The sequence below is a fragment of the Streptomyces sp. NPDC093109 genome (assembly GCF_040701725.1).
Taxonomy (GTDB): Bacteria; Actinomycetota; Actinomycetes; order Streptomycetales; family Streptomycetaceae; genus Streptomyces.
Genome location: NZ_JBFBEZ010000047.1, coordinates 29269 through 42721, shown reverse-complemented (window position 1 = coordinate 42721; position 13453 = coordinate 29269). Strand labels below are relative to the sequence as shown.

Here is a 13453-nt window from a genome sequence, read left to right as displayed (position 1 = left end):
CCGGCCGCGTCCCGGCCGCGTCCGGACAGCACGAAGCCCCGCGGCGGTTGCCGCGGGGCTTTCGTTCACATTCCGTACTACGGGGTCACGCGGCCGTGCGACGACCGCCCTGGCCACCGCCCTGACCGCCCTGGGCACCCCGGCCCGCGCCGCCGCGCCGTCCCCGGCTGCCACGGCCGGCGCCGGCGCCACCGCCACCGCCACCCGTACCCGCGCCTCCCGCACCCGATCCCGCACCGGAGCCGGAGCCCCGGCGGCCGGACGGACGCGACGTACGGGGCTTCTGCTGCTTCTGCTGAACGGGCGGCTGCGGCACCTCGATGGTGACGGCCACCCCGGAGGGCTCCCGCGCGCCGGTGATCTGCGTCAGCTCCGCGTCCGTCGACTTGACGCGCGCGGACCGGGGGTCGATCCCCGCGTCGGCCATCAGCCGCGTCATCTCACGCCGCTGCTCGGGCAGCACCAGCGTCACGACACTGCCGGACTCCCCCGCCCTGGCGGTGCGCCCGCCGCGGTGCAGATAGTCCTTGTGGTCGACGGGCGGGTCGACGTTGACGACCAGGTCGAGATCGTCGACGTGGATGCCGCGGGCCGCGACGTTCGTGGCGACGAGGCAGGTGACCAGGCCGGTCTTGAACTGCTCAAGCGTCCGGTTGCGCTGCGGCTGCGAGCGCCCGCCGTGCAGCCCGGAGGCGCGTACGCCGCTCGCGAGCAGCCGCTTGACCAGCCGGTCGACCGAGCGCTTGGTGTCCAGGAAGAGCAGCACCCGGCCGTCGCGCGCGGCGATCCGCGTCGTGACTTCCTTCTTGTCCGTCTCGTCGAGGACGTACAGCACGTGATGTTCCATCGTGGTGACCGCGCCCTGCGAGGGGTCGACGGAGTGCACGACGGGGTCCGTCAGGTACTGGCGTACGAGCCGGTCGATGTTCTTGTCCAGCGTCGCCGAGAAGAGCATCCGCTGCCCGTTCGGCTCGACCTGCTCCAGCAACGCCGTGACCTGCGGCATGAAGCCCATGTCGGCCATCTGGTCGGCCTCGTCGAGCACGGTGATGGACACCTCGTCGAGCCGGCAGTCGCCGCGTTCGATGAGGTCCTTCAGCCGGCCGGGGGTCGCGACGAGCACCTCGGCGCCGCGCCGGAGCGCGTTCGCCTGCTTGGTGAGCGAGAGCCCGCCGACGACGGTGGTCAGCTTGAGGTTGACGGCGGTCGCGTACGGCGTGAGCGCGTCCGTGACCTGCTGCGCCAGCTCACGCGTGGGTACGAGCACCAGCGCGAGCGGGGCGCGCGGCTCGGCGCGGCGGCCGGCGATACGGGCCAGCAGCGCCAGGCCGAAGGCGAGGGTCTTGCCGGAGCCGGTCCGGCCACGGCCGAGGATGTCGCGGCCCGCGAGCGAGTTCGGCAGGGTGGCGCCCTGGATGGGGAACGGGTCGGTCACCCCCTGCGCGGTGAGGGTCTTGAGCAGACCGGCGGGCATGTCCAGCTCGTCGAACGACTCGACGGCGGGCAGCGCGGGGGTGAGGGTCTCCGGCAGGGTGAATTCCTGCGGACGCGAAGGAGCGCGGCGGGGCGACGGTTTGGCCGTGCCCTTCGCGGGTCCCTTGGCGCGGGAGTTCGCCGGGCGCCTGCCGGCGGGGCGGGCAGCGCGGTCCTGCCGTTCGGATCGAGTCATTCGGAGAAAAGCCTTCCTGGGCCTGAGAACAGCGGCCGGAGAACAGCGCGAGCCGGGGCCCGCACCGTGCAGGTGCGGGCCCCGGCTGCGAGGTACACGTCCGGGGACTAGGCCGGGACGATGTTCTCCGCCTGCGGGCCCTTCTGGCCCTGCGTGACGTCGAACGAGACCTTCTGGCCCTCCTGGAGCTCACGGAAGCCCTGGGTGGCGATGTTGGAGTAGTGGGCGAAGACGTCGGGGCCGCCACCCTCCTGCTCGATGAAGCCGAAGCCCTTTTCCGAGTTGAACCACTTCACGGTGCCGTTGGCCATGTCATTCTCCTAAAACAGGTGCAGAGCCGGAAATTCGCACTTTACGAATTCCTCGTCGCCGCATTGAGCCCCATCCGGAGAAGCCGGCAAAAACAATAATGCGCCTGAGGAACATTCCCGTCAGGCGCACATAAAGTTCATGGGTACCAAAACTGCAACGCAGTCAGCCTAGCACGCCCTCGCGAGGAGATCGAGTGGCACACGCCACAAGATCGGAAGACGGTCCGGTACGGCGCCGGGGCCGGGCCGCGACCGGCCCCCGACCCCCACCCCGACCTCGCCCCGGCACCCAGCCCGGCGCTCAGCCCGCCGCACGCGCGTCCGTCACGCGCGGCGGCGCGTCGCCCGTGCCGCGCCGTATCGTCCGCAGCGGCCGGTCCGGCCGCCAGGAGCGCAGTACCAGGTCATCGCCCTCGATCTCGGTCTGCACGATCTCGCCGACGTCCACCCGGAAGAGCTGGAACGGCAGCGGGGGCCGGATCTCGGAGATGAACCGGGCGCGCACCCGGCGGTCGGTGACCTCCCGCGCCCGGCCGCCGACCCTGACGTCCCCGTCCGCCATCGCGTCCCCGGCCCCCGGATTCGCCTGTACGGCGAAACGCGGGTCGCGCAGGAGATCGCGCGCCTTAAGGGAATTGGGCATCATCCCGAGCCACAACTCCCCGGAGAGGAAGGTGACTTCGAGTCCTGTCACCCGGGGGGACCCGTCCTTGCGGAGGGTGGCGAGGACATGGTGCTGATACATCTCGAATCGCCGCTGAACGGCCTCGGCGAAGCGCGGCTCCGCCGAGACGACATCGGCCCAGGTAATTGTCATGAATACACCCAACAGCCAATACCCGACACCTCCTGTCGGCCTTTCGCGACGAGATGGAGCGCGGGTGGGCTTCTCGGGCCATCGAAGCATGGAGACATGCACGCATCAATTCGGTTCTGTCTCGGGTTTGGCCGGTTCTCCCCTTGAACCGCGCGGCATGCGGTTACCGACGGTACGCGCCCAGCCGGCCCAGCCGACTCAGTTGGCTCAAGTTGGCTCAGCCGGCTCAGTTGGCTCAGTCGGCCAGCGGGAGCCGGTCGCCGGTCGCGCCGACCTCCAGGGTCGCGTAGTCGGGGTGGCCGAAGTGGTGGTGCACATAGATCTGGTCCGCCCAGGGCGGGTCGAACGGGATGAAGGGGCGCAGCCCGAGGACACGGCTGATGGCCCGGTCTCCGTGCTCGGCGTTGAACTCGGCCATCGCCGCCGCCTCACCGATCTGCGCGATCGTGCCCGGCAGATCGTCGAGGTAGCACGTGACCCGGGGCAGCAGCCGGCTGTGGTCGCCGCCCCGGAAGAGGTTCAGCGCGGACATCGTGGACGAGTAGTAGTCCAGGTCGAACGAGACGAATCCGACGGGGTGCGTACGGAGCGTGTCGGCGTTGGTCTCCAGATAGCCCGGCACGGTTTCGGCCACGTCACCGATCACCACCTCCGCCGTACCGCCGAGCCTGGCGAGCAGCCGGGCCCGGTCCATCGGGTAGAAGCCCGCGCCGAACAGGTACGGCAGGTCCCGTACGTCCTTGCCGGGCGGCAGCCCGTCGCTCGCGTCGAAGCCCACGACCCTGACCTCGACGCCGGTGGCCCGCGCGTAGTAGCGGGCGTGCTCGGCCAGCGCGAGCAGCCCGTTGCCGCCCGCGACCCCGAACTCCACGAGGGTCACGCCCGGCAGACCGAGGCGGGCGGCGGACTCGGTGGCCCGGCGCACCCCGTAGGCGTAGTGCGGCCGGTCGACGAGTCCGAACCGGTAGGCGGCGTCCGGGGTGAGGCCGGGCAGCTTGCGCAGCAGCCGGGTCACGGCCGCCGTGCGCGTGCCGGACTTGGACAGGTCCCACAGGGTGTCCGCCCATCCGCCGCTCGGTGACCTCCCGTACGGGTGGCCCTTCTGCGCGGCGCTGCGTGTCCTGTCGCGGGCGCTCCCGCCGCTGTGGGCCGTCCCGCGCGCCGCGCCTGATTTTCCGTACACCTGCACCTGTCCCCCTGGAGCGACCACTCGGCTCGGCCTGTCGACAAGTGCGAGGCATACCCGGCCGGTCGCCCGCTATTCGATTGCCCTGCTCAAAGGGGCGTGAAAGCCTCCGTTCGGGGGGTGTCCATGCGTGGGACGACCGTGATGACACGGAGCGGTGTAGTGCGGGGCTCGGCCGAGGGCGGGCAGGCGGTGTTTCTGGGAATCCCGTACGCGGCGCCGCCGTTCGGCGCGCGGCGCTTCCGGGAGCCCGGTCCGGTGGCGGCCTGGTCCGGCGTGCGGGAGTGCGTACGGTACGGGCCCATCGCGCCGCAGTCGGCGGAGCTGCCCGGGGCGCCGGTGTGGGTGCCGGGGCGGGAGGACATCCTCAGCCTCAACGTCTGGTCCCCGGCGGATACGGCGTCGGGCGCGGCGGACGCGTCGGGCGCGGCGGCCCCCGGCGTACGGCCGCTGCCGGTGCTGTTCTGGATCCATGGCGGCGGGTACGTCTACGGATCGTCGGCGCAGCCCGACTACGACGGGGCGGCCCTGGCCCGTGCCGGGCTGGTGGTGGTGTCCTGCAACTACCGGGTGGGTTTCGAGGGGTTCGGCCATGTCCCGGGCTTTCCGGCGAACCGCGGGCTGCTCGACCAGATCGCGGCGCTGCGCTGGGTACGGGAGAACATCGCGGCGTTCGGCGGTGATCCGGGGAATGTCACGGTGGCCGGGCAGTCGGCGGGGGCGGGTTCCGTCGTCTCGCTGATGGCCATGGCGGGGGCGGCCGGGCTGTTCCGGCGTGCCGTCGCGCACAGTGTGCCGGTCGCGTGCTTCTCCCGGGATCTCGCCGCCGGTCTGGCCGGCCGGGTGGCGCGGGAGGCGGGGGTGCCCGCGACGGCGGAGGGGCTGCTGTCGGCGTCACCGGCGGCGCTGGTCGAGGCGTCGGACCGGGTGGTCGCCGGGTTCCGGGCGGATCCCGGCGCGGGCGCGCTCTACTACGACCCGCACATCTACGCGCCCGTCGTCGACGGCGCGACGCTCCCGGTGGATCCGCTGACCGCGCTGGCCGGCGGCTCGGCGGCCGGTCCGGGGAGCGCGGTCGATCTTCTGATGTGCCACACCACCGAGGAGTACTGGCTGATGCGCGAGACCGGCGGCATGCCGCCGGTCACCACGGAGAAGGCGCTCCTCCGCTTCACCGAGGACTACGGCCTGCCTCCTGAGCTCGCCGCCGGTCAGAGCGCCCTCATGCCGGGCGCGGCCGTCGAGGACGTGTATCTCGCGCTCGCGGGCGCGGCGGTCTTCACCACCCACAGCGCCCGGCTGGCGCGGGCGCACGCCGGAGCGGGCGGACGGACGTACCTCTCCCGGTTCGACCGCCGCCGTACGCGGGCGGACGGGACCCCGGTGCGGGCGTGGCACGCCGGCGATGTGCCGTTCGTCTTCGGCAATCTCGACGCGGGCGTCGAATTCCTGACCGGCGGCCCGGTCGACGCCGCCGACCGGGCGCTCTCGGGGCGGATGGTGCGCGCGTGGGCCGCCTTCGCGGCCACGGGGGACCCGGGGTGGGCGCCGCTGGACGCCGGGGGCGGGGGAACGGCGCACGTCTGGGGCGTGCCCGGGGACCGTACGGAGTGCGCGGAGACGGCGGAGGACGTGCTGTGGCGGGGTGTGTACCTGCCGACGCCGCGGTGTTAGCGCGGCTCTACGCGCCGTCGAGGGGCGCGCGTCCCAGGAAGCGGAACGCGCCCTTCTCGACCTGGTGGAGGAAGACCGCGGTGTTGTCGGCGAAGGTGCCGTCCGCCGGGGTGAAGGAGAACGTCTTGGTGACTCCTTCGTAGGAGGCCGCGCGTAACCGTCCCGCCAGGGCCTCGCGGGTGGGGCGCGATCCGGTGGCGGTCAGCTCCTGGATGACGAGATTGACCACGTCGTAGGCCTCGGCGGCGAAGGGGGCGGGCGCGGCTCCGTACCGTACCCGGTAGGCGTCACGGAACGCCTGCGCGCCGGGTACGGCGGTGGCGTCGATGAAGGAGGCGCTGACCACCCAGCCCTCGGCCGCCGTGCCCGCCTCGGTGAGGAATACGTCGTCGAGCACGGCCTGCGGCGCGAGCCGGGGTCCGGTGAAGCCGGCGGCGGCCAGCGCGCGTGCGGTACGGGCGGCGCCCCGCGCGTAACCGGCGAAGAGGACGGAGTCGACGCCGGCCCTGAGCATGTCGGCGACGACGGGGCCGAAGTCCTCGGTGCCGGCCGGGACGGCCCGGGGGTAGGGCTGCCGGCCCTGGGCGCGGACCACCGTGTTGTTGACGCCGGTGGACTGCCGGCTGTAGTCCCCGGCGGTGCGGTCCTGGAGCAGCCCCGGCCGGCGGGCCTTGGTCCGGGTGGCGAGGTAGACGCCGAGCGGGCGGGAGACGACGGTGTTCACGGGGCGGGCGTGCAGGAAGGTGCGGCTCTCCGCCAGGCCGAGCGCGAGCGATCCGGGTGATACGGCGATCAGCGGCAGTGTGGCCCGGTCGTAGGCGGCGAGGACGGCCAGGGCGGTGTCGTCGCCGGTCGGTCCGAGGACGGCGAGGACGTCGGGGTCCTCGATGAGTCTCTTCGCGGCGGCGGGTGCCCGGCCGGTGCTGCCGCCGTCGTCGGCGGTGCGCAGGACGAGGGAGAAGGGTTTGCCGGCGCGGGCGTTGAACTCCTCGACGGCCAGCCGGGCGCCGCGTTCCTGGGCGGTGCCGTGGGCGCGCTGCTCGCCGGTCAGGTCGGCCTGGAGTCCGATGGCGACGGGGCGGGGTCCGGTGGCTGGCGCCGAGGGGCCGCCGGAGCCGGTTTCGCGGTCGCCGCGCAGGAGGGCGAGGGCGGTGCCCGTGCCGGCCGCCACGAGCAGCGCTCCCCCGGAGGCGAGCAGCAGGAAGCGGCGCCGTCCTGCCGGTGGCTCGGGCGGGCGGTCGGGTTCGGGGCCCGGCGCGGTGTCGGCGTCGGCGTCGGCCATGGCGGCGTCGTCGTCGCTCTCCGTACGGTCGGCGCCGGGCAGCCATTCCCTCACCGGCGCGGCCGTCAACTCCCCGTCGGCCAGGTCGAGTTCGCTGGGCTCGTCGTGGAGCGCCCGGTGGAGGACCCTCCGGGTTCCGTGCGCCGTTCCGTCTCTCACGAGGACCCCCACGCGTACGGATGCACTCCTCTTGCGCGGAGGCACTCCGGGGGAAGTCTGGAGTACGGGTGTCCGCCGCCGCAATGCCACGGCGCCTGCCATCGTCCGGTCGGGGACTGGGGGCAGGCGCCGCGTCTTGCGGGAGGTCCGGGAGACGCTCCCCGGACCGACACCGCCCGTACGCCGTTGTACGGGAGTCTCTGTGGGCCGGACCGCAGGCTATCGGGCCTGTACGGCCGCCGGCCCGGCGGCCCGTCGGGCCCGTGCGGCCGTCAGGCCATCAGCGCCCGGTCGGTCGGCCTGATCGGGGCCGGCAGGTCGCTCGCGCCCGTCAGGAAACGGTCGACGCCCGCCGCCGCCGAGCGGCCCTCGGCGATGGCCCAGACGATGAGGGACTGGCCGCGGCCCGCGTCGCCGGCGACGTACACACCGGGGACGTTGGTCGCGAAGTCCGCGTCGCGCGCGATGTTGCCGCGCTCGTCGAGCTCCAGGGCGAACTGCTCGACGAGGCCGTTGGCCTGGTCCGTGCCGGTGAAGCCCATGGCGAGGGTGACCAGCTGGGCGGGGATCTTCCGCTCGGTGCCGGGCTTCTGCTCCAGCTTGCCGCCCTTGAACTCGACCTCGACGAGGTGCAGGAACTGGACGTTGCCGTCCTCGTCGCCCTCGAAGTGGGTGGTGGAGACGGAGTAGACCCGCTCGCCGCCCTCCTCGTGCGCGGAGGTGACCTTGTAGAGCATGGGGAAGGTCGGCCACGGCTGGTGCGCGGCGCGCTCCGCGCCGGGCCTGGGCATGATCTCCAGCTGGGTGACGGAGGCGGCGCCCTGGCGGTGGGCGGTGCCGACGCAGTCCGCGCCGGTGTCGCCGCCGCCGATGACCACGACGTGCTTGCCCTCGGCGGTGATCGGGGAGACCGTCAGGTCGCCCTCCTGCACCTTGTTGGAGAGGGGCAGGTACTCCATGGCGAAGTGGACGCCGTTCAGCTCGCGGCCCGGTACGGGCAGATCGCGGGAGATGGTGGCGCCGGCCGCGATGACGACGGCGTCGTACCTGCGGCGCAGCTTCGCCGCGGTGATGTCGCGGCCGATCTCGGTCTCGGTGCGGAACTTGGTCCCTTCCGCGCGCATCTGCTCGATACGGCGGTTGATGTGGGACTTCTCCATCTTGAACTCGGGGATGCCGTACCGCAGCAGACCGCCGATGCGGTCGGCACGCTCGTACACCGCGACCGTGTGGCCGGCGCGGGTGAGCTGCTGGGCGGCGGCGAGGCCGGCCGGTCCCGAGCCGATGACGGCGACGGTCTTGCCGGAGAGGCGCTCGGGCGGCTGCGGGGTGACGTCACCGTTGCCCCACGCCTTGTCGATGATCGAGACCTCGACGTTCTTGATGGTGACGGCGGGCTGGTTGATGCCGAGGACGCAGGCGGACTCGCAGGGCGCCGGGCAGAGGCGGCCGGTGAACTCCGGGAAGTTGTTGGTGGCGTGCAGGCGCTCGCTCGCCGCCGACCAGTCCTCGCGGTAGGCGTAGTCGTTCCACTCGGGGATCAGGTTGCCGAGCGGACAGCCCTGGTGGCAGAACGGGATGCCGCAGTCCATACAGCGCCCGGCCTGCTTGCTGATGATCGGGAGCAGCGAGCCGGGAACGTAGACCTCGTTCCAGTCCTTGACGCGCTCCTCGGGGGGACGGGTCGTGGCGACTTCGCGCGGGGTGGTGAGGAAGCCCTTCGGGTCAGCCATTGGTCGCCGCCTCCATCATCTTCTCGGTGGTCTCGGTCTCCGAGAGACCGGCAAGCTCGGCGGCGTTCTTGGCGGCGAGCACGGCCTTGTAGGTGGCCGGAATGATCTTGCTGAAGCGGTCGGCGGCGGTGTCCCACTCGGCGAGCAGCTTGCCCGCGACGGTGGAGCCCGTCTCCTCCTGGTGGCGGCGCACGACCTCGTGCAGCCACTGCTTGTCGGTGTCGTCGAGGGGCTCGACGGCCGCGAGGTTGCCCGCGTTGACGTGGTCGGGGTTCAGGTCGATGACGTACGCGACGCCGCCGGACATGCCCGCCGCGAAGTTGCGGCCGGTCTCGCCGAGGACGACGGCGTGGCCGCCGGTCATGTACTCGCAGCCGTGGTCGCCCACGCCCTCGGAGACGACGGTGGCGCCGGAGTTGCGGACGCAGAAGCGCTCGCCGGTACGGCCGCGCAGGTAGAGCTCGCCGGCGGTGGCTCCGTAGCCGATGGTGTTGCCGGCGATGGTGGAGTACTCGGCGAGGTGGTCGGCGCCGCGGTCGGGCCGTACGACGATCCGGCCGCCGGAGAGGCCCTTGCCGACGTAGTCGTTGGCGTCGCCCTCCAGCCGCAGGGTGACGCCGCGCGGCAGGAAGGCGCCGAAGGACTGGCCCGCGGAGCCGGTGAAGGTGACGTCGATGGTGTTGTCGGGCAGGCCGGCGCCGCCGAACTTCTTCGTCACCCGGTGGCCGAGCATGGTGCCGACGGTCCGGTTGACGTTGCGGATGGCGATCTGGGCGCGTACGGGCTGGGCTGACTCGGCGCTGTCGGCGCCGAGGGCGTCGGCGGCGAGCTTGATCAGCTCGTTGTCGAGGGCCTTCTCCAGGCCGTGGTCCTGGCCGATCGCCTGGTGGCGCAGGGCGCCCTCGGGCAGTTCGGGGACGTAGAAGAGCGGGGCCAGGTCGAGGCCCTGGGCCTTCCAGTGGTTCACGGCCCGCTCGGTGTCGAGGAGTTCGGCATGGCCGACGGCCTCCTCGATGGAGCGGAAGCCCAGCTCGGCGAGGAGCTCGCGGACTTCTTCGGCGATGAAGTTGAAGAAGTTGACGACGTACTCGGCCTTGCCGGAGAAGCGCTCGCGCAGCACCGGGTTCTGGGTGGCGATGCCGACCGGGCAGGTGTCCAGGTGGCAGACGCGCATCATGACGCAGCCGGAGACGACGAGCGGCGCGGTCGCGAAACCGAACTCCTCGGCGCCCAGCAGCGCGGCGATGACGACGTCGCGGCCGGTCTTGAGCTGGCCGTCGGTCTGCACGACGATACGGTCGCGCAGGCCGTTGAGCAGCAGGGTCTGCTGGGTCTCGGCGAGGCCGAGCTCCCAGGGGCCGCCCGCGTGCTTGAGCGAGGTGAGCGGGGAGGCGCCCGTACCGCCGTCGTGTCCGGAGATCAGGACGACATCGGCGTGCGCCTTGGAGACGCCCGTGGCGACCGTGCCGACGCCGACCTCGGAGACCAGCTTCACGTGAATGCGGGCCTGCGGGTTGGCGTTCTTCAGGTCGTGGATCAGCTGGGCGAGATCCTCGATGGAGTAGATGTCGTGGTGCGGCGGCGGGGAGATCAGGCCGACGCCGGGGGTGGAGTGCCGGGTCTTGGCGACCCAGGGGTAGACCTTGTGGCCCGGCAGCTGGCCGCCCTCGCCGGGCTTGGCGCCCTGCGCCATCTTGATCTGGATGTCGTCGGCGTTGACCAGGTACTCGCTGGTGACGCCGAAGCGGCCGGAGGCGACCTGCTTGATGGAGGAGCGGCGCGCCGGGTCGTAGAGGCGCTCCGGGTCCTCGCCGCCCTCGCCGGTGTTGGACTTGCCGCCGAGCTGGTTCATGGCGATGGCCATGGTCTCGTGGGCTTCCTGCGAGATCGAGCCGTACGACATGGCGCCGGTGGAGAAGCGCCTGACGATCTCGGAGGCGGGCTCGACCTCGTCCAGCGGTACGGGGGTGCGTCCCTCGGCGAAGCCGAAGAGGCCGCGCAGGGTCATCAGCCGCTCGGACTGCTCGTTCACCCGGCCGGTGTACTGCTTGAAGATGTCGTAGCGGCGGGAGCGCGTGGCGTGCTGGAGGCGGAAGACCGTCTCCGGGTCGAACAGGTGCGGCTCGCCCTCGCGGCGCCACTGGTACTCGCCGCCGATCTCCAGCTTGCGGTGGCTGGCGGAGATCCCGGAGGCGGGGTAGCCCTTGGCGTGCCGGGCGGCGACCTCCTGGGCGACGATGTCGAGGCCGGCGCCGCCGATCTTGGTGGCGGTGCCGTTGAAGTACTTCTCGACGAAGGCCTGGTCGAGGCCGACGGCCTCGAAGACCTGCGCGCCGCGGTAGGAGGCGACGGTGGAGATGCCCATCTTGGACATGACCTTGAGGACGCCCTTGCCGAGCGCGTAGATCAGGTTGCGGATGGCCTGCTCGGGCGCCAGGCCCTCGATGAACGTGCCGGCGCGGACGAGGTCCTCGACGGACTCCATGGCGAGGTACGGGTTGACGGCGGCGGCGCCGTATCCGATGAGCAGCGCGACGTGGTGGACCTCGCGGACGTCACCGGCCTCGACCAGCAGCCCGACCTGGGTGCGCTGCTTGGTGCGGATGAGGTGGTGGTGGACGGCGGCGGTGAGCAGCAGGGAGGGGATCGGGGCGTGCTCGGCGTCGGAGTGCCGGTCGGAGAGCACGATGATGCGGGCGCCGCTCTCGATGGCCTCGTCGGTCTCGGCGCAGATCTCCTCGATGCGGGCGGCCAGGGCCTCGCCGCCGCCGCTGACCCGGTAGAGACCGGAGAGGGTGGCGGACTTCATGCCGGGCATGTCGCCGTCGGCGTTGATGTGGACGAGCTTGGCCAGCTCGTCGTTGTCGATCACCGGGAAGGGCAGGGTGACGCTGCGACAGGACGCGGCGGTCGGCTCCAGCAGGTTGCCCTGGGGGCCGAGCGAGGAGCGCAGGGAGGTGACCAGCTCCTCGCGGATGGCGTCCAGCGGCGGGTTGGTGACCTGCGCGAAGAGCTGGGTGAAGTAGTCGAAGAGCAGCCGGGGCCGGGCGGAGAGCGCGGCGATCGGCGAGTCGGTGCCCATGGAGCCGATCGGCTCTGCGCCGGCGCGGGCCATCGGCGCGAGGAGGACGCGCAGCTCTTCCTCGGTGTAGCCGAAGGTCTGCTGGCGGCGGGTGACCGAGGCGTGGGTGTGCACGATGTGCTCGCGCTCGGGGAGGTCCGACAGCTCGATCTCGCCGGTCTCCAGCCACTCCTTGTAGGGGTGCTCGGCGGCGAGGGACGCCTTGATCTCGTCGTCCTCGATGATGCGGTGCTCGGCGGTGTCGACGAGGAACATCTTGCCGGGCTGGAGGCGGCCCTTGCGGACGACCTTGGCGGGGTCGATGTCGAGGACGCCGACCTCGGAGGAGAGGACGACAAGGCCCTCGTCGGTGACCCAGTAGCGGCCCGGGCGCAGACCGTTGCGGTCGAGGACCGCGCCGACCTGGGTGCCGTCGGTGAAGGTGACGCAGGCGGGGCCGTCCCAGGGCTCCATCATCGTCGCGTGGAACTGGTAGAACGCGCGCCGGTCCGGCTCCATCGAGTCGTGGTTCTCCCACGCCTCGGGGACCATCATCAGCACGGAGTGCGGCAGCGACCGGCCGCCGAGGTGGATCAGCTCCAGGACCTCGTCGAAGGAGGCGGAGTCGGAGGCGTCGGGCGTGCAGACGGGGAAGATCCGCTCCAGCTTCTCCGCGCCTCCGAAGAGGCCGGAGGCGATCTGGGACTCGCGGGCGCGCATCCAGTTGCGGTTGCCCTTGACCGTGTTGATCTCGCCGTTGTGCGCGACGAAGCGGTACGGGTGTGCGAGCGGCCAGCTGGGGAAGGTGTTGGTGGAGAAGCGCGAGTGGACCAGTGCGACGGCGGTGGCGAACCGGCGGTCGGAGAGGTCGGGGAAGAAGGGCTCCAGCTGGCCGGTGGTCAGCATGCCCTTGTAGACGATCGTGCGCGCGGAGAGCGAGGGGAAGTACACCCCGGCCTCGCGCTCGGTGCGCTTGCGCAGCAGGAACGCCTTGCGGTCCAGCGCGATGCCCGTGCTCGTACCGTCGGCCACGAAGAGCTGGCGGAAGGCGGGCATGGTGGCGCGCGCGGAGGCGCCCAGCAGCTCGGGGGCGACGGGGACCTCGCGCCAGCCGAGGACGTTCAGGCCCTCTTCGGCGGCGATCGTCTCGATACGTGAGACGGCGTCCGTGGCGTCGTCGGCGGGGAGGAAGCCGATGCCGACGGCGTACGCGCCGGCCTCGGGCAGCTCGAACCCGGCGGTTTCGCGCAGGAAGGCGTCCGGCACCTGGAGCAGGATTCCGGCGCCGTCGCCCGAGTCGGGCTCGGAACCGGTGGCACCGCGGTGTTCGAGATTGCGCAGTACGGTCAGCGCCTGCTCCACCAGCTCATGGCTGGCAACACCGGTGAGGGTGGCCACGAACCCGACGCCACAGGCGTCGTGCTCGTTACGGGGGTCGTACATCCCCTGCGGGGCGGGGCGACCGTCCATGGGCGACCAGGCGTCGGAACGCATCGGCTCTCCCGTCGTCGTATTTCGGCATGTGGCATATGCGATTACCGAGGGACGACGCTGGCCCTCC

The 13453-nt window shown here is 71.9% G+C and carries 8 protein-coding genes; 1 reads left to right on the top strand and 7 read right to left on the bottom strand.

Annotated features, from left to right (window positions below; all coding sequences use genetic code 11):
• Positions 1 to 85: 85 nt before the first annotated feature.
• The 4 genes from AB0389_RS32020 to AB0389_RS32005 all read right to left on the bottom strand — a co-directional run bounded on the left by AB0389_RS32020 (position 86) and on the right by AB0389_RS32005 (position 3980).
• Positions 86 to 1669 carry a DEAD/DEAH box helicase gene (locus AB0389_RS32020; protein WP_366399030.1) on the bottom strand — a complete coding sequence of 528 codons (1584 nt, stop codon included), beginning with the start codon at positions 1667 to 1669 and terminating at the stop codon, positions 86 to 88.
• Between the two features lie 107 nt (positions 1670 to 1776).
• On the bottom strand, positions 1777 to 1980 hold the full coding sequence (locus tag AB0389_RS32015) for a cold-shock protein (RefSeq protein ID WP_356458284.1): 204 nt from the start codon (positions 1978 to 1980) through the stop codon (positions 1777 to 1779).
• Between the two features lie 301 nt (positions 1981 to 2281).
• Positions 2282 to 2797, bottom strand: a complete 516-nt coding sequence (locus AB0389_RS32010; protein WP_366399029.1) for a pyridoxamine 5'-phosphate oxidase family protein — start codon at positions 2795 to 2797, stop codon at positions 2282 to 2284.
• A 235-nt stretch (positions 2798 to 3032) separates the two neighbouring features.
• Positions 3033 to 3980 (bottom strand): hypothetical protein, encoded by a 948-nt coding sequence (locus AB0389_RS32005; RefSeq protein WP_366399028.1) that lies wholly within the window; start codon positions 3978 to 3980, stop codon positions 3033 to 3035.
• 147 nt (positions 3981 to 4127) lie between these two features.
• Here AB0389_RS32005 and AB0389_RS32000 point away from each other — a divergent pair, with 147 nt between their 5' ends.
• Positions 4128 to 5657 carry a carboxylesterase family protein gene (locus tag AB0389_RS32000; RefSeq protein WP_366399049.1) on the top strand — a complete coding sequence of 510 codons (1530 nt, stop codon included), beginning with the start codon at positions 4128 to 4130 and terminating at the stop codon, positions 5655 to 5657.
• Between the two features lie 7 nt (positions 5658 to 5664).
• Here AB0389_RS32000 and AB0389_RS31995 read toward each other — a convergent pair whose 3' ends face one another.
• The 3 genes from AB0389_RS31995 to gltB all read right to left on the bottom strand — a co-directional run bounded on the left by AB0389_RS31995 (position 5665) and on the right by gltB (position 13386).
• Positions 5665 to 7098: a branched-chain amino acid ABC transporter substrate-binding protein gene (locus AB0389_RS31995; RefSeq protein WP_366399027.1), complete on the bottom strand. Its 1434-nt coding sequence runs from the start codon at positions 7096 to 7098 to the stop codon at positions 5665 to 5667.
• A 272-nt stretch (positions 7099 to 7370) separates the two neighbouring features.
• Complete coding sequence (locus AB0389_RS31990) at positions 7371 to 8831, bottom strand: glutamate synthase subunit beta (RefSeq protein WP_366399026.1); 1461 nt, start codon at positions 8829 to 8831, stop codon at positions 7371 to 7373.
• Positions 8824 to 13386, bottom strand: coding sequence for a glutamate synthase large subunit (gene gltB / locus AB0389_RS31985; protein WP_366399025.1), 4563 nt, complete (start codon positions 13384 to 13386; stop codon positions 8824 to 8826). The genes AB0389_RS31990 and gltB overlap by 8 nt, the downstream gene beginning before the upstream one ends.
• Between the last annotated feature and the right edge of the window lie 67 nt (positions 13387 to 13453).

What these genes read in the sequence shown, in the direction of transcription:
- AB0389_RS32020 (WP_366399030.1), bottom strand. Translation starts at nt 1,669, where the DNA reads ATGACTCGATCCGAACGGCAGGACCGCGCTGCCCGCCCCGCCGGCAGG.
- AB0389_RS32015 (WP_356458284.1), bottom strand. Translation starts at nt 1,980, where the DNA reads ATGGCCAACGGCACCGTGAAGTGGTTCAACTCGGAAAAGGGCTTCGGC.
- AB0389_RS32010 (WP_366399029.1), bottom strand. Translation starts at nt 2,797, where the DNA reads ATGACAATTACCTGGGCCGATGTCGTCTCGGCGGAGCCGCGCTTCGCC.
- AB0389_RS32000 (WP_366399049.1), top strand. Translation starts at nt 4,128, where the DNA reads ATGACACGGAGCGGTGTAGTGCGGGGCTCGGCCGAGGGCGGGCAGGCG.
- AB0389_RS31990 (WP_366399026.1), bottom strand. Translation starts at nt 8,831, where the DNA reads ATGGCTGACCCGAAGGGCTTCCTCACCACCCCGCGCGAAGTCGCCACG.
- gltB (WP_366399025.1), bottom strand. Translation starts at nt 13,386, where the DNA reads ATGCGTTCCGACGCCTGGTCGCCCATGGACGGTCGCCCCGCCCCGCAG.